Origin of the sequence: Lysinibacillus sp. NPDC093210 (genome assembly GCF_044753985.1) — a bacterium.
GTDB lineage: Bacteria > Bacillota > Bacilli > Bacillales_A > Planococcaceae > Lysinibacillus.
The window spans coordinates 80,203-104,846 of the sequence record NZ_JBIVOE010000005.1 but is presented as its reverse complement, the minus strand read 5'-3'; the positions used below and the strand labels follow the sequence as shown (position 1 = coordinate 104,846).

21 protein-coding genes are annotated in these 24,644 nt (G+C 34.4%); 3 read left to right on the top strand and 18 right to left on the bottom strand.

The window, feature by feature from the left end; all coding sequences use genetic code 11:
• Positions 1-10: 10 nt before the first annotated feature.
• The 5 genes from ACIP9C_RS13775 to ACIP9C_RS13755 form a co-directional block, all read right to left on the bottom strand.
• On the bottom strand, positions 11-199 hold the full coding sequence (locus ACIP9C_RS13775; protein ID WP_401011434.1) for a hypothetical protein: 189 nt from the start codon (positions 197-199) through the stop codon (positions 11-13).
• A gap of 98 nt (positions 200-297) precedes the next feature.
• Positions 298-1,842, bottom strand: coding sequence for a solute symporter family protein (locus ACIP9C_RS13770; RefSeq protein WP_401011432.1), 1,545 nt, complete (start codon positions 1,840-1,842; stop codon positions 298-300).
• A complete protein-coding gene (locus ACIP9C_RS13765; protein WP_340824673.1) occupies positions 1,839-2,177 on the bottom strand; it encodes a DUF485 domain-containing protein in 339 nt (112 codons plus the stop codon). The genes ACIP9C_RS13770 and ACIP9C_RS13765 overlap by 4 nt, the downstream gene beginning before the upstream one ends.
• A 460-nt stretch (positions 2,178-2,637) precedes the next feature.
• The gene (locus tag ACIP9C_RS13760) at positions 2,638-4,191 is read right to left on the bottom strand and encodes a solute symporter family protein (RefSeq protein WP_401011430.1); all 1,554 of its coding nucleotides are present in this window, start codon (positions 4,189-4,191) and stop codon (positions 2,638-2,640) included.
• Complete coding sequence (locus tag ACIP9C_RS13755) at positions 4,192-4,527, bottom strand: DUF485 domain-containing protein (protein WP_172771447.1); 336 nt, start codon at positions 4,525-4,527, stop codon at positions 4,192-4,194.
• Between the two features lie 590 nt (positions 4,528-5,117).
• Here ACIP9C_RS13755 and ACIP9C_RS13750 point away from each other — a divergent pair.
• From ACIP9C_RS13750 to accD, 3 genes are all read left to right on the top strand, one after another.
• Positions 5,118-5,705 carry an SCO family protein gene (locus ACIP9C_RS13750; protein WP_401011428.1) on the top strand — a complete coding sequence of 196 codons (588 nt, stop codon included), beginning with the start codon at positions 5,118-5,120 and terminating at the stop codon, positions 5,703-5,705.
• Positions 5,706-7,002: 1,297 nt separating this feature from the next.
• Positions 7,003-7,206 carry a hypothetical protein gene (locus ACIP9C_RS13745; RefSeq protein WP_401011426.1) on the top strand — a complete coding sequence of 68 codons (204 nt, stop codon included), beginning with the start codon at positions 7,003-7,005 and terminating at the stop codon, positions 7,204-7,206.
• Positions 7,207-7,241: 35 nt separating this feature from the next.
• On the top strand, positions 7,242-8,096 hold the full coding sequence (accD, locus tag ACIP9C_RS13740; protein WP_401011424.1) for an acetyl-CoA carboxylase, carboxyltransferase subunit beta: 855 nt from the start codon (positions 7,242-7,244) through the stop codon (positions 8,094-8,096).
• A 591-nt stretch (positions 8,097-8,687) separates the two neighbouring features.
• Here the strand turns inward: accD and ACIP9C_RS13735 are convergent.
• The 13 genes from ACIP9C_RS13735 to ACIP9C_RS13675 form a co-directional block, all read right to left on the bottom strand.
• On the bottom strand, positions 8,688-10,487 hold the full coding sequence (locus ACIP9C_RS13735) for an ABC transporter ATP-binding protein/permease (RefSeq protein ID WP_401011422.1): 1,800 nt from the start codon (positions 10,485-10,487) through the stop codon (positions 8,688-8,690).
• A complete protein-coding gene (locus ACIP9C_RS13730; protein ID WP_401011420.1) occupies positions 10,487-12,430 on the bottom strand; it encodes an ATP-binding cassette domain-containing protein in 1,944 nt (647 codons plus the stop codon). Before ACIP9C_RS13730 ends, ACIP9C_RS13735 begins: the two co-directional genes overlap by 1 nt.
• Positions 12,431-12,751: 321 nt before the next feature.
• Positions 12,752-13,309, bottom strand: a complete 558-nt coding sequence (locus ACIP9C_RS13725; protein ID WP_401011418.1) for a hypothetical protein — start codon at positions 13,307-13,309, stop codon at positions 12,752-12,754.
• A 369-nt stretch (positions 13,310-13,678) separates the two neighbouring features.
• Positions 13,679-14,827, bottom strand: coding sequence for a sensor histidine kinase (locus ACIP9C_RS13720; RefSeq protein WP_401011416.1), 1,149 nt, complete (start codon positions 14,825-14,827; stop codon positions 13,679-13,681).
• Entirely contained in the window at positions 14,827-15,510 is a 684-nt protein-coding gene (locus ACIP9C_RS13715) for a response regulator transcription factor (RefSeq protein WP_401011414.1), read from the bottom strand. Before ACIP9C_RS13715 ends, ACIP9C_RS13720 begins: the two co-directional genes overlap by 1 nt.
• Positions 15,511-15,920: 410 nt before the next feature.
• The gene (locus ACIP9C_RS13710) at positions 15,921-17,474 is read right to left on the bottom strand and encodes a glycoside hydrolase family 10-like protein (RefSeq protein WP_401011412.1); all 1,554 of its coding nucleotides are present in this window, start codon (positions 17,472-17,474) and stop codon (positions 15,921-15,923) included.
• Positions 17,475-18,416: 942 nt separating this feature from the next.
• Positions 18,417-19,022 (bottom strand): N-acetyltransferase, encoded by a 606-nt coding sequence (locus ACIP9C_RS13705; protein ID WP_401011410.1) that lies wholly within the window; start codon positions 19,020-19,022, stop codon positions 18,417-18,419.
• Between the two features lie 553 nt (positions 19,023-19,575).
• Positions 19,576-20,022, bottom strand: a complete 447-nt coding sequence (locus ACIP9C_RS13700; RefSeq protein ID WP_401011408.1) for a DinB family protein — start codon at positions 20,020-20,022, stop codon at positions 19,576-19,578.
• Between the two features lie 280 nt (positions 20,023-20,302).
• A complete protein-coding gene (locus tag ACIP9C_RS13695; RefSeq protein WP_401011406.1) occupies positions 20,303-20,590 on the bottom strand; it encodes a hypothetical protein in 288 nt (95 codons plus the stop codon).
• 5 nt (positions 20,591-20,595) lie between these two features.
• Positions 20,596-20,847 carry a serine hydrolase gene (locus ACIP9C_RS13690; RefSeq protein ID WP_401011722.1) on the bottom strand — a complete coding sequence of 84 codons (252 nt, stop codon included), beginning with the start codon at positions 20,845-20,847 and terminating at the stop codon, positions 20,596-20,598.
• 56 nt (positions 20,848-20,903) lie between these two features.
• The gene (locus tag ACIP9C_RS13685) at positions 20,904-21,170 is read right to left on the bottom strand and encodes a hypothetical protein (protein ID WP_401011404.1); all 267 of its coding nucleotides are present in this window, start codon (positions 21,168-21,170) and stop codon (positions 20,904-20,906) included.
• 995 nt (positions 21,171-22,165) lie between these two features.
• Positions 22,166-23,071 carry an NAD(P)/FAD-dependent oxidoreductase gene (locus ACIP9C_RS13680; RefSeq protein ID WP_401011403.1) on the bottom strand — a complete coding sequence of 302 codons (906 nt, stop codon included), beginning with the start codon at positions 23,069-23,071 and terminating at the stop codon, positions 22,166-22,168.
• Positions 23,072-23,448: 377 nt separating this feature from the next.
• The gene (locus ACIP9C_RS13675) at positions 23,449-24,642 is read right to left on the bottom strand and encodes an MFS transporter (RefSeq protein WP_401011401.1); all 1,194 of its coding nucleotides are present in this window, start codon (positions 24,640-24,642) and stop codon (positions 23,449-23,451) included.
• Positions 24,643-24,644 lie beyond the last annotated feature (2 nt).

Sequence of the window (24,644 nt, the reverse complement as noted above, 5' to 3'; positions counted from 1 at the left end):
ACAGCCACATCTAGTTCGATGAATCGTCTATATGTGGCTGTTTCTTATGCTTTGTTCTATTTTGTTCTAATGTTGCACGCTTCGTTTTTGTAACGCGCTCATGCGTACTGAAAGGGGAAGTTTGACGTTTTTTCTCAACATCTTTACCTTGTGTACGTTTTAAATGCATACGCTTCTTTTTAGCCTTAGATTGTGCCATAATAATACCTCCATATAACATTACCAATATATTACCTAAAAAGGAGTTAAAAGTAAAACCTCGTAAGCTAAATGCCTACGAGGTTGTTAGTTATAATATTAGTGAGATACGTCTTGTACTGAAATACCAGTGTTTGCTTTAACATCAACTTCGCGGTATTTCGCATCATCAGATTCTTTAGAAAGTAAAGTTCCGATGAATCCACCTAGGAAACCAAGCGGCACAGAGATAAGTGCTGGGTTTGTTAACATAATTAACGGTTCACCAACGAAGATTGCTTTTCCTTCAACTGGATTCCAAATGTTTGGTGATACTGCTACAAGTACTAGAGCAGAAATTAAACCTGTTAACATCGCTGTTACTGCACCTGTAGTATTAAAGCGTTTCCAATAAATTGTGTAAATAATTACTGGTAAGTTTGCAGAACCTGCAATACAGAACGCTAGTGATACTAAGAACGCAACGTTTAATGTTTGAGCACCAAGAGCAAGAAGGATTGACACTATAGAGATAGTAATAGAACCGATACGAGCAGCAAGTACTTGCTCTTTTTCTGTAATCTTACCTTTTTTAATGATTTGACCATAAATATCATGTGATAGGGCAGATGCACCAGAAAGTACAAGACCTGCTACTACCGCTAAAATTGTTGCGAATGCTACCGCACAAACGAATGAGAACAAAATGTCGCCACCAAGTGCTTCTGCAAGAAGTGGAGCAGCCATGTTACCAGCCGCGTTAGCAGCAATAATTTTTTCTTTACCAACGAAAGCTGCTGCACCGAATCCTAAGAAGATTGTTAATACATAGAAAATACCTACAATCCAAGTAGCCCAAATTACTGAAGAACGAGCTGTTTTTGCGTCTTTTACAGTGAAGAAACGCATTAAAATATGTGGAAGACCCGCAGTACCTAATACAAGTGCGATTAACATCGAGATTGTATCAATACCGTTAGTATACTTAAGACCAGGATTTAAGTATGCAGCACCGCTTTCAGTAGCTGTAGTCATTTCTGAGAACATATTTGTAATACTGAAGCCGAACTCTTTTAACACTAAAAACGAAATAATGACTGTACCTAACATTAATAGACAAGCTTTAATAATTTGTACCCAAGAAGTTGCAGTCATACCGCCGAATAAAACGTAAGTCGTCATCATAACACCTACGATTAATACTGCAACCCAATAGTCGATTCCTAGAAGTAATTGAATAAGTGCGCCTGCACCAACTAGTTGTGCAATCATGTAGAATAAAACAATTGTAATTGTACTTAATGCTGCTGTACCACGAACTTTTGAATTGTTAAAACGTGCTGTAATCATGTCAGCTAGTGTAAATTTACCAAGGTTACGTAATGGTTCAGCTACGATATAAAGAACTACTAAGTAAGCTACTAAATAACCGATAGAGAAGAAGAATCCATCAAATCCGAATAATGCAACAGCACCAGCGATACCTAGGAAAGAAGCTGCTGATAAGTAGTCACCAGCGATAGCTAGTCCATTTTGCCAGCCAGTTAAACCACCGCCTGCTGTGTAAAAGTCAGTCGCAGAAGAAGTACGTTTAGATGCCCACCATGTAATAATTAATGTAAGACCAACGATTGCTACGAAGAAGAATATTGCTATTGGGCTCATAGGCGGCCACCTCCGTTTTCATATTCAGCGATAATTGCTTTTGCTTCTTTGTCATAACTATTTGCTTTCGCAACATATAGGTGACATAAGCACCAAGTCATGATGAATAATCCTGCTGCGTAAATCCATACCCAAGTAACTTCCCCAAAAGCTTTTTGGTGTAGGATTGTTGTGTAAGATGTAAGAATCGGAAGCAACAGGTAAGCTGCTAAGAAGAATACAGTGATAGACCAAAGAAATGCGTTCTTCTTTTTTACAAGTGCTTTAAACGATTCTTGTTTTGCAATTGCATCATAATCAATTACAATGCTTTTGCTTGCTTGATTGTTCGCCATAAACATTCCCCATTTTGTGTTTATTTTTACTGCTTAAATACTGAATTTTGCTACTTTAGTGAATTCACATCTTAATTTTATGAGACAGTTCACAAAATTGCAATACATTTCAGAAAAATTATGGAAAAAAAATTTCCGTAAAATTAGTCTTGAAACAGAAAATACAAGACAAAGCCTAGAAATTAAAGGGTTTTGCAATATTCAGATAAATTAATGAGATAGGGATATTACTAGCTTCTTGACAAAAATGAGGATGTAATAACCGAGAAAAAATGCGTTTTTTCCAGAAAAAATAAACACTATTTCTCTAGTGAAAAATGGATATTTTCTTAAATTTGGAAAATAAATAGTATTGTTCAATAAGTAAAATGTTTGAATTTTTATAGTAAAAAATTAAAAAAACCCGACCGAAGTCGAGTCTTTTTATTAAAAATTAATGTTAGATTACGATATAAATCTGTTAATGAGAAATATCTGAAACTGATACACCTGTATTCGCTTTCACACGAATTTCTTTGTAAATACGATCTGCTTCGGCTTGAGACACTTTGCTTGCAGAAAGAACTGAACCTAAGTAACCAGCAATAAAGCCTAGTGGTATCGTAATAATTGCTGGTACTGCTAGTGGCACTAATGGCTTCCCAACAAAGAGTGCGGCACCTTCTATTGGACTCCAAACGTTCGGACCCATTGCGCCTAAAACTAAGCAGGAAGCTAAACCTGTTACCATTGCAGTAACAGCACCAGTTGAATTGAATTTTTTCCAGTAAATTGTGTATAAAATGACTGGTAGGTTAGCAGATGCTCCGATACAGAATGCAAATGATACTAAGAATGAAACATTTAAGCTTTGAGCAAATAATGCAAGAATAATAGAAACAATGGCAATAGAAATAGAGCCTGTACGTGCAGCTACAACTTGTTGTTTCTCAGTTAATTTACCGTTTTTAATAATCTCTCCATATATATCATGAGAAATAGCAGATGCACCTGTTAACACTAAACCAGAAACTACCGCTAGAATTGTTGCAAAAGCGACAGCGCAGATGAATGACATTAATACATCACCACCAAGGAATTCAGCTAATAGTGGTGCTGCAGTATTACCAGCCTTGCTTTCTGCGATGATTTTATCAAGACCTACAAAGTGCATTGCACCAAAGCCTAAGAAAATTGTTAACGAGAAGAAAATGGCTGTAATCCAAGTTGTCCAAGAAATAGAAGCACGAGCTGTTTTCGCATCTTTAACAGTAAAGAAGCGCATTAATATATGTGGCAATCCTGACGTACCTAAGACTAGTGCCATCATCATCGATACAGAGTCAATCGAGCTAGAGTACTTCATACCTGGTACTAAAAATTTATCGCCATGATCGGCAGAGATAGTATCAAACATTTTTACTAAAGAGAAATCAAATTTCACTAGTACAAGTGTTGCTAATAGACCTGTCCCAAATAGTAAAAGTCCAGCTTTAATAATTTGTACCCAAGAAGTCGCCGTCATACCACCAAACAATACATAAGTTGTCATCATAACTCCTACAATTAACACCGCAACCCAGTACTCAATACCAAATAATAATTTAATAAGTGCTCCAGCACCCACTAATTGCGCAATCATATAGAGAATAACGATAATAATTGTTCCAGTAGCAGCTACACCACGAATACGCTTTTCATTAAAGCGAGCTGTTAACATATCTGCCAACGTATAGCGTCCTAGATTACGCATTGGTTCAGCAATTACATATAATAGAACTAAATTTGCAACGACATAACCTACAGAGAAGAAGAAGCCATCAAAACCAGTTAATGCAATAGCACCGGAAACCCCTAGAAATGCTGCAGCTGATAAGTAATCACCAGCGATTGCAAAACCATTTTGCCAACCTTTTAGGCCACCGCCAGCTGTATAGAAATCACTTGCAGAAGAAGTGCGCTTTGCTGCAATATACGTAACGATTAAAGTTAAACCTACGATTCCTAAAAAGAAACCTACTGATACTAAATTCATTTATTTTCCACCTTTCGCTTGATACTCTGCAAGAACTGCAGCAGCAGCTTTATCGAATGAAGCAGCTTTTTTTACATATACTGTACAAAGAACAATTGTCATGATGAAAAGTCCTGCTGAGTAAATCCAAACGCCCGTTATACTGCCAATAATTTTTTGTTGTAGTACAGGCTGAAAAGCAAGGATAGGCAATAGAATATAAAGAAATAAAAACCCTGCTGTAATCGAGAAAAGGAAGGTATTTTTCTTTTTCACGAAAATGTTGAACGATTCCATAGCTTCAATTGCATTATAGTCAACTGATTGCACGTTTTTGTTCTCAGTAATGTTAGCCATTATTATTCCCCCTAAAGTTATATATTTCTGTTTTAAACGACATATTTCTTTGCTAATCGCCGTTATATTCACTTATTTTATGAGGTAGAATCTTATAATGCAATACTAAATTTTTAGTTTTTTAAATTTTTAGTTAAATTTAGATAGTCGAAATAATGTAGAAATAATAAGGATTTAATAGAAATTATCCGTAAGAAAGAGAACACATTTTATTTGTGAAATAGTATTTTACAAATAGTTAATTGATAATAATTTTGAATGTAGGAGAAAAAACGAACACAAAAGAGAGATTTAGTGTTTTTCTTATTTTTGTATAAAATGTAAGTAATAAAAGAATAGCAAAAAAACAGTGTTATATAACAATGTTGCATCGTATTGGGAAATAAGAAAATTAGTAAAAAAATGTTGTGAATTTTTTTTGAAATTTTTTTGAATTAAAGGAGTGGATTAAGTATTTAAATACCAAAAACATACAGATTAAGAGCAAAAGACATAATGAAGGAAATGATTCAAGTTCATTATCTTGTATTTGTATTCTATTATTTATACAATAAAATACGATGATAAATTGGAGGGAAGTGTACATTTTGATGGGAAAGAAAAGGATTATGCTAGTTGGGTTACTAGTATTAAGCACCATATTGGCAGCTTGTGGCAGTTATAAATTTGAACCTGAAATGAGCATTGAGGTAGAAGATTTTTCATTTACGAATCAAAACAATAAGCAAGTAAGTCTTGATAGCTTAAAAGGACAGCCTTGGCTAGCAATGTTCATATTTACAAATTGCAACTCGATTTGTCCGCCGATGACATATAATATGACCGATGTGCAAAAGTCATTAAAGGATGAAGGTGTAAAAGATTATCAAATAGTGGCATTTAGTGTAGATCCTGAAGTAGATTCACCAGATGTTTTAAAAGATTATTTAAAAACATATTCAGTAATTGATGATAGCAAATGGCAGCTATTAACTGGCTATAAGCAACAGTATATTGAGCAATTTGCCCGAAAATCATTTAATTCATTAGTGAAGAATGATCCGAATTCTGATCAAGTTGTACATATGTCGAGCTTTTATTTAGTAAATGCTGACGGAGTTGTCGTGAAAGATTATGACGGCGCTACAAATGTACCTGTTGAAACAATCGTAGCAGATATGAAGGCATTAACTAAATAAGATGAATAAACTCAGATGATTTAACGATTATCTGAGTTTATTTTAATTTTGTAAAGGGATACCAAAGTCTAAACTACATAAAACCAATAAATTCGCACCAGTATTTTTGCTAACATTTTTGATTCAGTGAAAAATGGTACCACGAAACTGACAGTTTAGATATTATATGGATTTTTTATATGAAAATTATTTTCAAACAAGCTAGGTTTTTAACCCTGCTTGTTTTTTAATACGGATAGTTTGTTCATATTTATTGGTTTTTTGGCGATATATACATCTATACTGAAACTCTTGATTTAGTAAAGTGGCGACAATTATAAAAAAGTTACGATTAATAACCCTGGATATTGGCTCAGTGGGCCACGTCGGAGCGATGCCAGGTACGTGCTTTCCTTGTAAGTCGCCGTTTACAAATGGCCTTTATTAGCTTCAGGATGAGTTTGGAAGGGTATCTGTAACCTTATTCCCGCAAGTTTCTCATCTTGTTCAAGAGCTGTTACTAGAAGATGAATTGCTTTACAGTGAGAGAAAGCTTGAAAAGCGCTTTGGTAGACCTCTAGTGAAAGTAAAACATGCACAAACGACGAAAAGAATATGAAATTGAAGTAATTTTAGAAATTGCATAAATTTTTATACAGTTTCTACTTTACTTTTAAATAATTATTTTGTAAGATAAAGCCAACTTTAAAAGTGGCCAGACCACTTTTGAATTCATTCAGTAAGAGACGCCATCATCTGAAGGTGGTGGATTTTGTTTCTTTAATAGTAGGTATCCAAACACCTACTGAATGAAGATAAAGCCTTTGGATGCATTGTTTATCTGCGCGAAAGGAAAGCGACAGCGATAATTATTCCAAGGCGAATAGATTGACCGAGGAGTTGATCGTATGGATAAAAAAACCCAACAAAAGAAAGTGTTTTTAGATATCGTCCAACAATTACGACAACTTATTAAAATGGAAAAAATACAGGCTGGTGAAAAGTAACCTTCCGAATGAGTCCTTTCAGAACGTCTGGGTGTCGGGCGATCCTCTGTGAGAGAGGCATTGCGAAGTTTAGAGTTGTTAGGTCTTAATGAGACATGGGGGAGGTACGTTTCTAGCTTCTACACAAAAGCATCGGCTCGAAGAAATATTGTCGATGTTTATATTAGAAGATGAAAAATCAATAAAAGGATGTCGAATTAACGCGACAAATTCATGAAATGGAAGCCGCGTTATAAGTTGTACAGTGACTCTGCGAACACTACCTATGTGGGACAGTTTTTTTGTAAAGCTAGAGATAGAGGTACGATTAATTGTCTGGATGTTTTACGAGAAATAATCATCATGTCAGAAATCGTTTTTTACTAAAAGTCTGGTTTCAATTAGCAGTTTATGCCGGTGACCGTTTAAATCGAAACTCAACAGAAGAAGAAAAATTAATCATTCAAACTATGTTGAAATCGATGCAGCTTGGCTATGAAAAAGAGGCATTAAAAGCTTACGAACATAAATGCTGAACAAGGCATTTAGACAAACATAGGAGGAGTAAAACATGGCAATACGCAGCTTATTTAATAAAAAGAATGAGGACGGACAGGAAAAGGGATTTCCGGAAGGACTTATGACAAAATGTCCAGAATGCCGTCACATTCAGTTAACAAAGAAATTAGAAAAAAATCATAAAGTGTGTACAAAATGCGACCATCATTTCAAAATGACTGCACAGGAGCGCGTAGCTTATTTCTTAGATGAAGGTTCATTTGTTTCAATGGATGATCATTTACAAACAAGTAATCCACTTAATTTCCCTGATTATGTAGAAAAAATTTCAGTGGCTAAACAACAAACGGGATTAAGCGAAGCAGTACTGACTGGGGTAGGTACTCTTGATGGAGAAGAAATTGTTGTAGCAATTATGGATTCTCATTTCCGTATGGGCTCAATGGGCTCCGTTGTAGGAGAAAAAATCACACGTGCCGTTGAAAAAGCTATTGAATTACGTGTACCGGTTATTATCTTTACGGCTAGTGGTGGAGCGCGCATGCAAGAAGGTATTCTATCATTAATGCAAATGGTAAAAACGAGTGTGGCATTAAAACGTCATAGTGAAGAAGGACTATTATTTATTTCGATCATGACGCACCCTACATACGGTGGCGTTTCAGCAAGCTTTGCTTCTGTTGGAGATATTAATATTGCAGAACCGCAAGCATTGATTGGCTTTGCTGGTCGCCGTGTAATCGAAGAAACATTAAGAGAAAAATTACCAAATGATTTCCAAAAGTCAGAGTTTTTACTAGCGCATGGTCAGCTTGATGCAGTTTTCCATAGGAAGGATTTACGAAACCAAATAGCAATACTTGTAAAAATGCATACAATTGAAGAACCAATTAAAACAAGTATATAAGAAATTATATGTTCTCAATCATTTTAGAAATTCTTTAGTGAGAAAACCTTTTTCGACTGTTGATAAAATAATGTACGAGAAAATATTGATATCCATTAAGCAGTTTCTTTTGTCAAAAGATCTATACTTAAATGAAGATGTAGAAGCATTAGATATCGCAGTCGATTGTAAGTGAGAAACGTACCAAGCATATTTTCGATATTAAAATAATCGTTTTTTATCAATCATGTTTTCATGGGTTATTTTTATTTTTATAGTTCAAACATTTGAGTGAATTTATGAGGAATAAAAAAAGAAGACACCAAAATCTAAACTTATTTGACAATTAAGTAAAGCTTAGACTTTGGTGTCTTTAAATTTTAGACTTTGATGTCTATGTACATTTATTTTAATTTTGTTGTCTCACTATCAAAAGTATACTTTTCAATGAAACATAACTTCCTATAATTTATATTATGTAAACTAAAATTATTTGGCAAGGAGGAGAGCCTGGATTCGACTACTACTCTACATGGATGTACAAGGACAAGAACTTCCAAACACACTATCATATATCTTGATCTATTTTCAATTTGGACAATGACCTACAACCTATTTCCTTAAAGCATCAGCAGGTTCTGTATGAATAAGTTTATGGCTTGCCAAAACACTGATTAGAATGACTACAAATCCTGTAGTTAAAATTGAAACAAATATTTGTAAAGGTGAAACGCGAATTGCTACATCAAACAGCATTCCAACGAGATATGCTCCTCCGATAAGCACAGCATTGAAAATTGCCGCCATAGCGGATAAAAGAGCATTTTCGCTGATAATAATCCTTTGTATTGTGCTTTTCTTAAAGCCTAATGCTGATAAAAGCCCCAATTCCTTATATCTTGAATTTTGTAGTTTAACTATTAATACTTCACTGATAAACAAACCGATTGCCAAAATCAAGATTGAAACAGTAAGAAACAAGCGACTAAGACTTTTGAATGTGTTTTGCAAAGCTCCCACTTCAACAGCTGCGTTTTTACTGTCAATTTCTTTTTCTCTAAACAATTCACTCACTGCAAAAATATCTTCAAAATCTTTCACATCATAGCTGATGGAATAGACTTGCTCATCCTTAATGCCAGTATAAAATTCCTGTTCAATATCTGCGCTGACAAAGAAATCATCGTACCCCGCATTATAAATACCACTTACAGTTAATTTGTACTCTTGATCTTTATATTTAAGGGTTATTTCTTTACCAACTAATTCGCTAATATTGCTTGCAAACTTTTTAGCAAGACTTGGGGTTAGGGCAATTTCATTCACCTCTTTTTTTGGCATTATCCCATATGACATGCTTTCTGTTGTTTTCGGCATTGGATATTTTTCTATCATTGTTTCGTTGTTGTCATCAATACTTAAGCTAACATCATTAATCTTATATTGACGGTAAACATTTTCAATACGTTCATCTTTATTCAATAGCTCAAAAACTTCCTTGTCATCTTCATCAGTTTTGATGAAGCCATTGTTATAAGCTGTATTTTTCTCCTTGAAGTCCTCTATAGACTGCTGCATAATATTGCCGTAAGACAAGGACAGCATAAAGCAAAAAACGCCGATAGAAATTGCCAAACTAATAGCAATATATCGTGTGAAATGCACCTTAAAATTTTTCAGTCCTCTTTTGAAAGATGATACTTTTTTAGAAGGTTTAATTGTGAGGTTTTGTACGCAAGCATTCTTTTCTTGAATGCTTGCGTCTTTTGCAACAACCTTTCCATTTTCAATCGAAATTACTTCATCTGCAAAATCACATAGTTTTGAGTCGTGTGTAATTACGATAACTAACTTATCCTTAGAAATCTCTTTCAGCAAAGTAATAATTTCAGTGGAATTGCGACGATCAAGCGCACCTGTTGGCTCATCCGCTAAGATAATAGTTGGATTACTGATTAAGGCTCTTGCGATGGCAACCCTCTGCTTTTGACCGCCTGACAAATCTTCAGCTTTCTCACTTTCTTTTTCCGAAATACCGATTCTGTTTAATAATTCTTGGGCATTCTCTACATTGCTTTGTTCATCTAAACCGTTTAACTCACAATGTAGCATGATATTTTCAAGTACAGTATATCCGCTTAATAGATGATAGTTTTGAAAAATAAAGCCTATGTTATCTCTGCGGTAAGCACATAACTCGTCCTCATTCATTTTGCTGATTGATGTTCCGCAAACGGTAATATCACCGCTATAATCGCTGTCAAAGCCTGCAAGCATATTTAACAATGTGCTTTTGCCACTGCCAGATGCACCAAGCAAGCTCACAAGCCCTTTGTTCGGAAACGTAAAATTTGTATCTTCAAGAATATGCGAATTACCGTATTTTTTTGTAAGATTGTTAACCTGAATCACTATCGATCACCTTTCCTTAAAGCAGTTGTGATGTTTGTTTTTACATACGAAATTACAGTGGTACCATAAGCTATAACCGCAACACCTAGTATTAGAAGCGTTCCTTTAGTCAACATTTCTACATTTAGAATATTCACAGAAAATAAAGCTTCTGTACCTACATTAATAAGTGGAGATGTTACAAACATTAGTAGAATTCCAGTGACAGCTACCGTTAGCGTTTCTGCTAAATTCAATAAGTTTAAATGACGGTTGTTATATCCACTAACCTTATAAATAGCATATTCCCTTTTTCTCATAACCCCCGTGATCAGGAAAATAGCTATGACCATCACAACAGATAGAACACCAATAATCGAACTTGCAGAACCTGATTGTTCGGTTGTTTGAGTATTTAATCTAACAATGTCCTCGACGAGCTCAAATCTACCAAGGGGGACAATGCCCTGTTCGTTAAGTTCACCCTTAATAGCAATCATATCAGCAGGCGTTTTTGCTCGAATAAGGAAATTTGTTTCATTCCCCTTCATGTCTGCCTGGTTTCTCAAATCATCAAGAGCTGTTTGGTTGAAAAAGAAAGCGTCATCAACAGAGAATTCCATCATTTTACCTTCATAATCAGTTACAGCTGTTGTATCCGCAACGCCTACAATAGTAGCTGTAATTTTGGCATCTTTCTGTACAGGACTACCTGTATCCCAATTGTACATAGATGTGCTGAAATCAATTTCTTTGCCAATTGCTTGATCATTTTCAATACCTAATGATTTAACAAAGCTCTCAGGAACAACAACCTCATAACCCGACCCTGTTGGCATTTTTCCAGTTATGAGTTTATTTATAACTGGAACGCTACCCGTACTTGCTACCTGATAATTTTGCTCGTCCACAGTAATGGAGATGTTATCCATGCCCTGTAAAAAGGCTGTGAAGGCAACGCGCTCATCACTTGCATACTCCTTATATAAGCCACCAATATCTTGAGTTATATCGGCATCTGGCTTTTCATCATCGTTGTCATCCGTTTCCCCTGCACTTGTAAAGCTTCCAACAATACTAAGATCCAAAAGTCCTTCTCCATAAGTGTCAAGAAGCCTATCGAACGCATCTTGACTACTGTTGTTAATTGCTCCACCTTGTGTTGTAAGCAATAATATTGCCGCCATCATAATAGAAAGCGTAGATACTATAAAACGCCCAAAATTTCCTTTTATTCCCATAAGTGCTAGCGAAAAGGCGTTTTTTATTGATAGGCTATGATTTTTCCAAATTTTAACCTCTGGAGATTTAACAAGATTATTACCAATTGAAGAAACAAGTTCACCCTTATCAAGCTCAAAAATATTATCTTTATCGCTAATCAAAGAGGTGTCATGCGTAACGATGATTACTGTTCTGCTCTTTGAAATTGCTCTTAAAGTATCCATTGTAATTTTTGCATTCTTTTCATCTAATGCACTTGTTGGCTCATCAGCAATAATGACCTGCGGATTTTTCATTAGTTCTCGTGCAATGGCTACACGCTGTTTCTGTCCGCCCGAAAGTTTTTTTATTTTTTGGCTTGCAATGTCGAAAATCTTAAGTTCTTTCAGTATTTTCTCAGCATTCTTTGTTTGTTGCTCATCTTTTAGATATTGTGTTAGTAATACATTCTCCAGCACTGTGAAATCCTCTAGTAAATTAAAATCCTGCCAAACGAAGCCGAAGATATTGTTGTAGAAATAGCTTTTCTCCTTGTTTGTTGATGCTTTGATATCATTACCACCATATGAGACGTCTCCGTCGAAATCCTGCTCCATGCCACTCATGATTTTTAGCAAGGTCGTTTTGCCACTACCGGAAGCACCGACAATAAAATTCAGTCCTTTTCCTATTTCAACTGAGACATTATTTAGGGCGAAATCGCCGTTATATTTTTTTGAAACATTCTTTAGTTCAAACAATTATTTTCCACCTTTCTGAGTTAGTCTTTTTTTTACAAGAGAAAGCTTCCCCTCTATTTCTTTTAATGTTCTTTATTATGTTTCTAAAAATATTCATCTCAGTTCCTCCTAGCTTTATGTCGCCATTGTATAACAACCCATGTTAAATTCTTGTTAAGAGGAATACCTTTTATATATTTGCGAAAAAAAATACCAGGTACTAAATACAATTCAGCATTGTATTAGTACCTGGCGCCTTTTTTCCTTACGAACAACAGTACTGTTTCAAAAGCTTCCCCTTAGCAGAAGGTTTCTTTAAGACAGCTCTATTTTCTCTATATTTTACTTATTGCTTGTTTCTACTTGCACAGCTTCTGTTACTTTGGCAGCTTTTGTCAGCTTTCCTTCTTTTTCAAGTTGCGCAATTAGTTCTTCTAACGTGATCCCTTTTTGTTTAGCCATTTCTTCTAAGTTGATAGGAGTTGATTCGATATTACCTTCAGCTTCCACGGATGCAGTTACACTAGTAGCTTTTGTCAGCTTCCCTTCTTTTTCAAGCTGTGCAATCAGTCCTTTTACTGTGATTCCTTTTTCTTTAGCCATTTCTTCTAAGTTGACAGGTTCACTGCTTTTCATCACTTCACTTACATTGCCAGACATAGTACCTTCAGCTTCCGCAGATTCACTTACACTAGTTCCCTTTGTCAGTTTTCCTTCTTTTCCAAGCTGAACAATCAGTTCATCTACCGTAATCCCTTTTTCTTTAGCCATTTCTACTAAGCTGACAGGTTCACTAGATTTAGTGGTTTCCCACATGTCGGTGTTGCTCGCAGCATATACTGTTCCTGCCACAGCAGATAACCCTAGCATAAGTGTAGCAATTGATAATGTTTTCTTCATATTTAATTCCTCCTTGAATGTCTATTAGCCTTTACCCAAGATGTGTAACAATGATAACAGTACATTTTTGAAATCGCTCTTCTAAATATCCATTCTAACCACTAGCGTTTTTCATCAGATGACTTGTTAGCTCAACTGTAATATTTACTATCCCCCTATCTGACTTCATCATCTATTTTCTTTACAAGTGAAAGACTGTCTTCACTAATACGACACTCTTCATCGGTATAGCTTGCAATCTCCCCACTTGTTATCACCAGTTTATAACAATCCATGTTAAATCCGTGTTAAGAAGAATACTTTTTAACAAATTGCAAAAAAGCTTTGAATAAACAGTTTCAACTGTCATTCAAAGCCTTTTTCATTTTGTTAGTTTATTTTACTAAGTGTAATTTTAAAACAAGTACCGCCATTTTCATTGTTCGTAACTGCAATTTTTCCATTGTGCTTGTTTATGATACTTAATACGATTGAAAGTCCCAAACCTGAACCTCCCATTTCGCGAGAGCGCGATTTATCTACTCGGTAAAATGGTTCAAATATAATCTTTTTTTCCTCATCAGGAATACCAATTCCAGTGTCTTTAATTTCAACCATTGTCTGCTTTTTATCTGATTTAACAGTAATTATTACCTTACCGTCTTCGATATTGTATTTAATACAGTTTTCAACAATGTTATAAAACGCTCTATAAAGTAAATCTGTATTTCCATTAACAACACTATCATCGCTATCCAAAAATAGTTTAACCCCTTTTTCATTAGCAATATGAGAAAGTTCGGAAACAATGTCTTCTAAAACAACCTTCAAGGTAATCGTTTCATTCTCAAATCCGTCATTCATATTTGTCATATCTAAAAGACTCCGTACAAGCTCAGATAAGCGCTGTGTTTGCTTTTCAAACACACTAATGAGTGCTTCATATTCTACTGAAGTATGTGCGTTTTTCTTTTTAAATACATCCACCTTGGCTTTTAAAACTGCAAGTGGCGTTCGGAGTTCGTGTGCCGCATTTGCAGAAAAGCGGCTTTGCATCGTAAAAGCATCGTTTAGCTTATCCGTCATTTCATTAAAAGACAGGGTTAGCTCAGCAATTTCATCATTAGTTGGTGGTATGTCCATCGTTTCCGATAGATTATGCACAGTCCTATTCTTAATTTGACTATTTAGTGTATCTAGTGGTTTTAATACTTTACCCGATACATAATAGGTCAATATGCCACCACCAATAATGATTAAAAGCATATAAAAAGTACTTTCAAACCGAAAGTCCATTCTTGCTTTTTGTGCTTCAACAGATGGTGTAGTCATCATGGTATTTGATGACGTTTGCACATCATCAATAACATTGTTATTTTCACCAACCACTTGTGCAGGTAATACAGTGGCCGCATCAATTCTTGTTGCCATTATACCAGCATAAAAATTTAAAATTAATGTAAGCCCAACACAACAAATCGCTAGTAAAATTACCATCATTGCAGTAAGTCGCAGCCGAATTGGCATTTTTTTAAACATCAAACTTCACCATCATTTGTCGTAATAAAATAGCCCTCACCAATCTTTGTACGTATTGGGTCGTAATCTAATAGGGCTTTCATTTTTTTTCGTAATGTTGCTATATGAACTCGAATAGCGCTACTAAAGCTATCGGCATTTCCATCCCAAATGTGTTCAATTAATTCTTCTTGACTGACTATCTTTCCTTGATTAAATAGGAAATATTCAAGTAAAGCGAATTCTTTTTTTGTAAGTATCAGTTCTTCTTCACCTACAAATGCGCTACGTTTTGATAAATCAATATTTATATTACCGCAAGATAAAAGGATATGTTCCTGCACGAATTTACGCCTTAGTAAATTCCTTATTCTTGCTTCCAACTCCACAAAGGCAAATGGTTTCGTTAAATAATCATTCGCGCCAATATCTAATCCTTTAACTTTTTCATTTACAGTACTTCTCGCACTAAGGATTAAGACTTTTAATTCTTTATTTTCTTCTCTTAACTTTTCTAAAACCTCTAGACCGTCCATTTTCGGAAGATTTAAATCAAGTATGATTAAGTCATAATTTTCAACGTACGCCAACTCATAAGCATCTTCCCCATTATTACAGGTATCAACTGCATACCCTTCTAGTCTAAGCCCCTCAGCGATTGCTTCCTGTAAATCTAACTCATCTTCAACTACAAGTATTCTCATATCTTAATCACCTCATTTTTATTATTTTAAATAGGTGTGTGTTAAATCTATGTTAAGTAATTATCCCCTTGCCTCTATTATTAACCCCATTTAAACTTCATCATATAAGAAAATAATTAATTATAATAGAACGACATCAAATTCCGGTATATATACACATAATTCAACGACAAAAAACCACTCTAACTTTTGCTTTAAAATAAAGTTTGTTCAAAAATTCTTCACAAGCCAGCATTTTACGATAAATAAAAAGAATCCATTTTGTAAAAAGATTGATCAAAATGGATTCATATCCCTCAAATTTAAGAGTGGTTTTTATAAGAAAGATCGCTTATTTTCTACCAACAGGCTTTGAATCTACAGATTTTTCTGGTTGCTCTGGCCCTTCAGGTGTTGGCTCTATTGTACTGTTAATTTCCATATTTTAGAACAAAAGCAGTTTTACTTTCCACACCTGTAGCAGATATAGACTTTATACCATATGTGTATACTTTACTATTATTTGCAATCGTATCTACATAAACAGTATTACCTTGTGTGTTATAAACCACGTCTACTATATTTTTAACGTCTTCATATGATCCTTCTTTTGTTCCATCAAATCGGTATATTACATATTTCCTTGGTTGAGTACTATTTTCATCTGTAATAGTAAGCTTCATGCCGAAAGACTCTTTACTCAATTTAACATCAGTTGGACATAAAGGTATTGCAGAGCCTTTCCAATAAATTGTAGGTGTTAAAGCTTTATAATTGTATAGTTGCTGATTTAGATAAGAAGCATATCCAAGAGCGTTATTGTTAATACTTTTTAGAGAAAAATGCATTTGCCCTTGAGCATTTTTATTTGCTCTGTTGGCGATTACTTGGCTGATAAGTTCCGTCTTATTATTCCATGCAGTATCAGAATCATTTCCAACTTTATAATTGGCCATGCCAATATATAAATTAACAGGATGGACTTTTGCGTATGTTTGGACTTCTCTTCCCCACCAATCTAATAAAACAGAGTAATTTGCTGCTTTATGATTTCTAGACCAATAGATTTGAGGCGCAATATAATCGATACTTCCATCTTTAATCCACTGTCTTGTATCAGCATAAAGATCATCGTAGTTACTCATTCCATTCGTGTTACTACCAGTAGCATCTTGCCCTTTGTTTCGCCAAATTCCAAACGGAGAAATTCCATATTGAACATGAGGTTTAATTGCCTTAATGCTTGCATAAACCTTTTTTACTAATTGATTAACATTATTTCTGCGCCAGTCTTCAATATTATTGAAAGAGCCACCATACTTTTTAAAAGTTTGTTGATCTTTAAAAGTCTCTCCTTTTATTTTATAAGGATAGAAATAATCATCCATATGTACAGCGTCGATATCATAGTTGCTTACTAATTCTTCTATGGTTGATAATAAGTAATTTTGAACTTCCGGCAAACCAGGATCTAAATAGTATTGTTTACCGTATTTCACTACCCAATTAGAATTTTCACGGGCTACATTATCGGCAGCAAGATTAGTCAAAGATTGCGAAGGCATAGTGACCCTATATGGGTTTACCCAAGCATGAAGTTCTAATCCTCGCATATGTGCTTCGTCCAGCATTATTTGCAATGGATCAAAACCCGGATTGGTCCCTTGTTTATTGCCTGTTATATACGATGACCATGGAGCGAGCTTAGACGGGTACAGTGCATCATTTAATGGCTTAACTTGAAAAATAACTGTATTAAAGTTATCAGCTTTTAATTTGTCTAAGGTACTTTGAACCCATTGAGTATATTGGGTCTTACTCATACCTGCCTTCATATCAATATTAGATACTGTTGCAATCCAGGCAGCACGCATTTCATTTTGAGGTAGTGAATTAGCTGTAGCCTTTTGATTTGTAAAAACAGGAATAAGTAAAAGTAAAATAAAAAAAGTTACTATGCACTTTCCAAAAAAAATTTTAAACATAAATTATGAAATCTCTCCTTTTAATTCTAAGCTATTAAAACTGTTACTATAACCTAAGTAAATACCATTTCAGCCTATTCTATAAAAGTAGGAACTGATTTATCCTTCTAAATTTTGTCGGCAGGACCCCCTATTGGTAATTTCAATTGTTTGCGAAGCTCGTTGGAAAATTTTATTCTGTTTCTTCGCTCACTATATAATACCACAAATACCCAATTATTCTCCCTTCACCGGTAATCTCCATTTATTTAAATTCTTGACGCCAATTTTATGATAGTGTTGAATAGCAATCATTTGGTCAATTGTTAAGTTGTTTGTTTGATAAAGTAGACCATACGGTGGAGGGATTGGAAGAAATTCTTCACACGATAAACATCAGTTTGAACATAAATGTCCAATAAAAAAATCATCTCAAAGGATAACTGAAATGAAGATTTTTATAAAACTTTATTATTTGTTTATCTTAGGATAACGACATTCAAACATATGTAAATAAAAAGTTCAAACATATTATATATATCAAATATGTTCGAACTCTTTTGTTGTTGCTTTGTAAAAAAGATTGATTATTTCGGAAAGCGAATCTTCAACTAACGCACCCCGTTAGCCATCCATGAAGCGCTAAAATCTGCTCTTCACCACAGAAAATGTAAGATGATTAAGTTCTTTCATGGGAGTTGAATAAGAAAAGAAACGCTTATGCAACAATCGCATCCTTTAACGGAATAACACATGAGCTTCTATTAGCTAGATTTTTAATAAGATGGTCTACTACTTGGTAGAAGGTGACTGGCAGCCATAAGAGTATGCAAGACATAGAAAACCACTCTTTTCTAGGATAGGTCTACTCATTGAACTGGCGTCAACAGTAAGGAATGGATGCCCATTTTCATATGCCTTTTTTGCACGAATAGCTAAAAGTGCTGTATAATAACCTTTTCCTCAGAACAACGGTAGTGTTGAACCTCCCCATAAGCTTGCGAAGGAGGAGTTTTCTTCCAAATACATCCAAGCTGCACTTACAAGCTGACCATCTTCATAAATTCCATAAAGGTATAGGGATTCAGGATTATTCTGTTTATCTCTCCAAAGTCTTTCTCCCAGCTCAGCATGCGGTACATTCCAGATGGCATCTTCTAGAACAATAATGTCTTGAATGCCTTGTTCATCTGTTATTTCCTTTAAATTGAAGTGTCGGTCATTATTAAGCAAGGGGTGCTGTTCATCTAACTTCATGACCATTAGTGCTTCAGGGTCATCTATTGTGAAGCCTTCTTGTTCAAGAATATCTTTCAAACTAGCAGGCTTGTCGTAGTTATACACCTTCCACTCAAAATCCTGCTCAAGGTTACTAAAATAGTTTAACTCGTTCTTAATAATTTCTGTTACATTGCTTTCGTTTACATTAGATGAGACAATGAACCCTTTTTCACCAAACTGTGAAATGTGACGCACGACATGTTCTGTTTCCTCTCTTATGTAACCTTTTACTTGAGCCTCTTGTCGAAGTTCTTTGTGGAATAGTGAGATTAATTCATTTTTATCCATGGGCGACCCTCCTATATAATTCTTTTTCTAACGAATCTTATTCCCTTAATTAATATATTGATTAGTACCAATTATTTCAAAAGAAGACGTTCGACTCAATCTTTTTTTTCGTAAAAAAGACGCTTTTCCTTGTTCCATAAGGTAGTGACCCCTTAAAGTTAGGGTTTTTACTGTGCAGCTAATTGTCTGGCATGTTTCGGAAAGTCTATAGACGGAGAAAAAGAGAAATGTTAATCCTAGAAACAATAGAATTCCACCTGCAATCATATTTGATATAATATATTTGGACTGAATGGAATGAAACTCAACCGTATCCATACCACCCTTAGAATCTAAATAAGCACTAGCTGTAGCTGCTCCAAGATCAACACTAAATGTTAATACAAAAAAACCTACTAACGTGATAACCATTGTAAATATTAAAAAGCCCTATTTCTTAATAAATTGCATCATATCCCCCTGTCCACTACTTAACAAACTGGCCCTTTTCATGAAGATAGACGCTCTCCTCATTACAGAAAAGCAATAAGAATTAAATTAGTTTTAAGTCTCTTCAAATGAAATTTGCTGAAACTGGACTTAATTCTAATTCTCTTGACCAAACAGAAAGTTGGCCAACATGATGAATTTCGTGAGCAACTATATGATGTAATATTTCACTTCTTGAATAAGTATTTTCATCCCAAGGAACAGACACAAGTTTATCATTTGATTCATCCGAATTTGTTTGTATAAACTTAACTATGTCATTATGAAATGTATCTGAAAGAGATTTAACTTTTTCAAGGGTATTAAAATCATTAAACTGAACTACCACATCGTCTTTACCCTCAATAGCACGAATCCAACTGTACTCCACATCTATTATATGAAAAAGGGTATATAAAATACTTCCTACCCCTCCTATACGGTCTTTTAACAAATCTTCGGTTGATAATTGTTTACACCAGTTAAACCATTCGTCCCTTACCTGCCAGTTATACTCAAAAAATTTTATCACTGAAAACACCTCATGTTTAATTGTTAGTCAAATGTGGTATTTGCCTCTTGTCCTAAAATACCTTGTTCTTTTTAAATTAAATGGCCTTTTAATGAAACCTAGTTCTGATTCTTGTAAGCATGCCCGTTGTGGAATATTAAGATAGTGATTTCTCCTTTTTACAAGATACTTTTATGATGTCGGAAGAGGAGAAAACCCCTTTTCATTGGTTTAAATGTCTCATTCATCCTTCCAACTACGTAAAAGTTCTTCGAAAAAGAGTTTCGGCGCAGAGGACTTGTCATCTTGGAGATAGCTTTTTGCCACAGCCATAATATTTAACTTCAGAACAATAAATATATATTGCCATATATTGCCCGTATATGCCATTCGCATAGTAATATTCAATTTTGGTGTTACTATTAGTAATTTCACAATTCCATAGCTGATAACCATATCTAGCTGTTCTGTCTTCTTCTGCTTCAAATTGTTTATATGGTTTTTTTGCCTCGTAGATCCAGCTAGATGAAACTACTTGATTTGATTTAAATTGCCCTTCGATTAGTAATAAAGAGCCAAACTTCACCATGCCCTCTAAATATTTAATGAAATACTAAAGCCACCCTCGTGAATTCCTTGCGGGTCCTTTACCCATATGTATTTTTTTATTCCTAATGGATGGAATAGAAATTCTTCAGCAAATGAGGAGGAAGAACCTCCAGAAACTTTTTGGATAATCGCGCTTAGTAAATGAGAGTTTCCACTATTATATTCAAAGGTTGAACCTGGTCTATGTATAACTGGTTGTTCTAGTATGAATTTAACCCAGTTTTTTGACTTTGGAATTTTCCTACTTGTAACCCTGAAGTCATAGTCAACAAATGAAATAATGTGACTTTCTCCTATATTGGGTCATTGAACTCTAATATTTCAGGAAAGTAGTTATAAATAGGTTCTTGAATGTTTTTTATTAGCCCTTTATCGACCATAATTCCAATTAATATAGACACAATACTCTTTGTAATGGAATAAACCTTTGTCGGTTTTTCTACGACTTTTTTATTCTTTAAATATTCAAAGATCCGTGTATTTCCTATATAAATGACAAAACCTTCAATTTTAATCTTCTTCACTTTCTTCTGTAACTCATTACAAAATATATCACTCATACATATAATCCCTCCTCCACTAAATTGCGTCATTAGTTTATGTACATCAGTTTATAATTTAACCTAAATTTTAACATAAATTCATTAATTTTATCAAAGGTGTAAATCAATTAAATGGCCCGATTGTTGAACATTTGTTAGATAACACTATTCAACTAAACTGCTGTTAGTTGAATAACAGTACTCCAATGAATTCGTTTAAAAGCATCTGGTAAATGGTGCTCTTTATCTTTTCTTAATGCTTCATTTGATGTAATTTACTAATTTTCAAAATAATGATAGCGCTATGAGACGTATTGAGATTCAGTAATGCGTACCGTCGCCCATCTCGATTACTCTCCCAGCGCATAATAAAAGTCTTTATCCTTTGTTAAGATAAGGTATCAACCAGCTTAGTTTGTTCAAATTTATGAATAATTTTCATAATATTGGATAAATCTACAATAAACGATAACTAGCATTATTTAAACGAATGATCCCTAGTTGAACGATAAATTATGTGAAACATCAAATAATTAGAAAGTTGTGACCAAGGTATTTATATTATGTAAACTAAAATTATTTGGCAAGGAGGATGGCTTAAATATATCCTCTAACTCCCCATTTCATTTTCTGTATATGAGCTAATTATTTTTTGGTACTATTACGCTGTTTTGAACTTCTTGTTATTCTTTTCCACTAAACTCTAAAATATTTAAACACTCAGATGCTTCTGGTGCTTCAAAAAATTTAGTAACATGAATAAACGTCGCTTCCGTGATTTATATTCCTCCCGGCTTATTTTATTGGTTGTTGCCTCACCTTGTAAAACTGAAAATGACAACCTAATTTTGTTTTAGGAAAGCTATGCTGTTAGTTCAAAACTTCAACAAAAAAACCTTCAATCCTTTTTATACAACAAAGAAAAAACGAATTCTAAAATCAAAATCCGTTCTTCTTGATTTGTTTTATTAGCTAAGTTCCTATTTAGTTAAAGCAGAAGGTCTTATAACGAATCAAAAGCGTTCCATCGTTAGATCAGTATTTACTGAAACCGCAGCTTTATTACCTTTAGCAGCTGAAATCATTAATGAGGATGGTTTAGATCTTTCGTTTTCCCCTGCAATATATATATTTTTTTGGGATGTTCTACCAACACCATCTGTTATAACTTTTCCATTTTCATGAATATCACAGCCAAGCTTCTCAGCAAATTGATTTGGGCGATAATAAGATGGGGCTACAAATCCACCCGATCTTATAATTGTTGCTCCTGATTCAAACTCTATTTTTTGTAAGTAACCGCCACTACCTATTAAGTCTTTTATCTTTTCCGATATAATTTTGATATTGTGTATTTGTAACTCCATTTTACCTTCTTTAGATAATTGAACTCCATTCGTTAAGACAACTAAATCCTGCGACCAATTATAAATTAACTTAGTCAGATGCAGTACATGCTCTTCTTTTTCTGCAATAACCACTAATGGCTTATCTTTTTGCTCCCAGCCATCGCAATACGGACAACTAAAAAGACTTTTCCCATAAAACTTTTTTATGCTTGGTATCGTAAATATTTCTTGGATACCGGTAGCGAGTATTATTTTTTCTGAAACAAATTCCTGATTCGTAGATGTTTTGACAGTAAATCGCTCATTACCTATATCCTTAATGATTTCAGTAACTGTTGCATTAAAATATAATACGGATGGGTAATTCTCCACCTCTTTTAACGCTAGTTCTTTAAATGCTTGTGGTTTTATCCCATCTCGAGTAATAAATCCATGTGACGATTGTGTCACTTTATTCCTATTTGTTCCATCGTCAAATAATGCAATGTTTCTCCTGGCCCTTCCTAATGTTAGGCTCGCACTTAAGCCAGAAGGACCTCCACCTATAATAATACAATCAAGGACATTCATTTTTTACCTCCGAATTGATATGGTTTTATTTTGAATTGTATTTGCAACAGAGAACTACAGTATTCCCCCATCATGAATTTCCATTCTTTATACTCTAAGTTTTGATACCTTATTATACTAACTAAATAACATCAACCTAAAAACGTATCGAAATAAAAAATTCGATACGTTTATTGTTTGATTATTTATCATAGCTTTCATCAAATAAATGCTCTAGCCACTCTGTTTCTACAGTTACAAACCTACTGCACCTTGCTAGTTCGTTACATTTGGAAGGATATTTCCTATTTACGCAGTCTTTAGTTGTTGAGAACTTCCTTCTTGATGCCAAACTTCCCCACCTGTAATTACGACTCCAATGACGTGAAATTACTGTTTTACACTTCTGTTTGAACCGATTGATGTTTTTTATCTGGGAAGTGATATAAAAACAAATAAATAACTAATGAAACTAACGAAATAACAGCCGCAAAGACATACATTATTCGATAACTGCTAATGGATGCAGTGAACCCCATGAAATAAGAGCCTAAACCATATCCAAGATCATTTAGTAAAAAGAAAGTAGCAGTAGCTGCACCACTTCTAACTGCAGGCGATTGTTTGATCGCAAGTCCTTGGAAGCAAGGGAACAGAATACCATAGCTAAGTCCCATAAGAATGCCTGCAATTAAAATGATCGTTACTGAATGAGCCTGACTTAACAAAAACATACCTATCGTAAAAACGATGATTGATGGATAAAATATATAGTGTTCCTTATAGCGATCAAATAATTTAGCAACAACTGGGCGAAAAACAACAATCATTAAGGCAAAGACAATAAAAAACAAACCAGTTATAGAAGATTGATGAATTTCCTTCGTATAAGATGCTAAAAAGCCTGACAAGGAACTATACGAGAAAAATAAAAAAAAGGAAACGAGAGAAATTGGCAACGCTTTGATTTCTATAATATCATTCCATTTTAATTTTTTCTTTACGATTGTTTCCGGTTTTACTATTTCTGGTAGTTTGACGAGTGCTACTAAAAGCAATGCAATTGCAGAGAGAATAGAAACTACAATTAAAAGCAAATAAATGTTTTCACTTTCCCATAAAAGCAGACCAATTGAGGGGCCAACAACCATGGCTAAACTAAGAAACATACTAAAGTATCCAATTCCCTCACCTTGACGAGAACGCGGTAAGACAGAAACTACTGCTGTGTTTGTTGCTGTTGAAGCAACTGCATAGCTCATTCCATGAATAAAACGGACAAATAAAAATAAAATAATCCCATTTATTACACCAAAATAGGATATCGTAGCAATAAAAAATATAGTAAATCCAATTATACTTATTTTCTTATTACCAAAACGGTCCACCCATATACCTGAAAAAATACGTGCTATTACACTACCAATTACATATATCGTAATAACTAAACCCATTTGTTGTTGGTTACCATTCATTCCTGATTGCACATATAAAGGTAAAACTGTCGCCAGCATATAAAACATCAAACCAATTAAAAAATTACTACCGCAAAGATACAAGAAATTTGTTGTCCAAATTTTTGGTCGACCCAATT

Bases quoted from the DNA above. Each gene is read 5' to 3' on its own strand.
- ACIP9C_RS13760 (WP_401011430.1), bottom strand. From the start codon at position 4,191: ATGAATTTAGTATCAGTAGGTTTCTTTTTAGGAATCGTAGGTTTAACT.
- accD (WP_401011424.1), top strand. From the start codon at position 7,242: ATGGCAATACGCAGCTTATTTAATAAAAAGAATGAGGACGGACAGGAA.
- ACIP9C_RS13680 (WP_401011403.1), bottom strand. From the start codon at position 23,071: ATGAATGTCCTTGATTGTATTATTATAGGTGGAGGTCCTTCTGGCTTA.
- ACIP9C_RS13755 (WP_172771447.1), bottom strand. From the start codon at position 4,527: ATGGCTAACATTACTGAGAACAAAAACGTGCAATCAGTTGACTATAAT.
- ACIP9C_RS13715 (WP_401011414.1), bottom strand. From the start codon at position 15,510: ATGAGAATACTTGTAGTTGAAGATGAGTTAGATTTACAGGAAGCAATC.
- ACIP9C_RS13725 (WP_401011418.1), bottom strand. From the start codon at position 13,309: ATGAAGAAAACATTATCAATTGCTACACTTATGCTAGGGTTATCTGCT.
- ACIP9C_RS13685 (WP_401011404.1), bottom strand. From the start codon at position 21,170: ATGAGTGATATATTTTGTAATGAGTTACAGAAGAAAGTGAAGAAGATT.
- ACIP9C_RS13775 (WP_401011434.1), bottom strand. From the start codon at position 199: ATGGCACAATCTAAGGCTAAAAAGAAGCGTATGCATTTAAAACGTACA.
- ACIP9C_RS13720 (WP_401011416.1), bottom strand. From the start codon at position 14,827: ATGTTTAAAAAAATGCCAATTCGGCTGCGACTTACTGCAATGATGGTA.
- ACIP9C_RS13695 (WP_401011406.1), bottom strand. From the start codon at position 20,590: ATGGTGAAGTTTGGCTCTTTATTACTAATCGAAGGGCAATTTAAATCA.
- ACIP9C_RS13770 (WP_401011432.1), bottom strand. From the start codon at position 1,842: ATGAGCCCAATAGCAATATTCTTCTTCGTAGCAATCGTTGGTCTTACA.
- ACIP9C_RS13710 (WP_401011412.1), bottom strand. From the start codon at position 17,474: ATGTTTAAAATTTTTTTTGGAAAGTGCATAGTAACTTTTTTTATTTTA.
- ACIP9C_RS13765 (WP_340824673.1), bottom strand. From the start codon at position 2,177: ATGGCGAACAATCAAGCAAGCAAAAGCATTGTAATTGATTATGATGCA.
- ACIP9C_RS13705 (WP_401011410.1), bottom strand. From the start codon at position 19,022: ATGGATAAAAATGAATTAATCTCACTATTCCACAAAGAACTTCGACAA.
- ACIP9C_RS13750 (WP_401011428.1), top strand. From the start codon at position 5,118: ATGGGAAAGAAAAGGATTATGCTAGTTGGGTTACTAGTATTAAGCACC.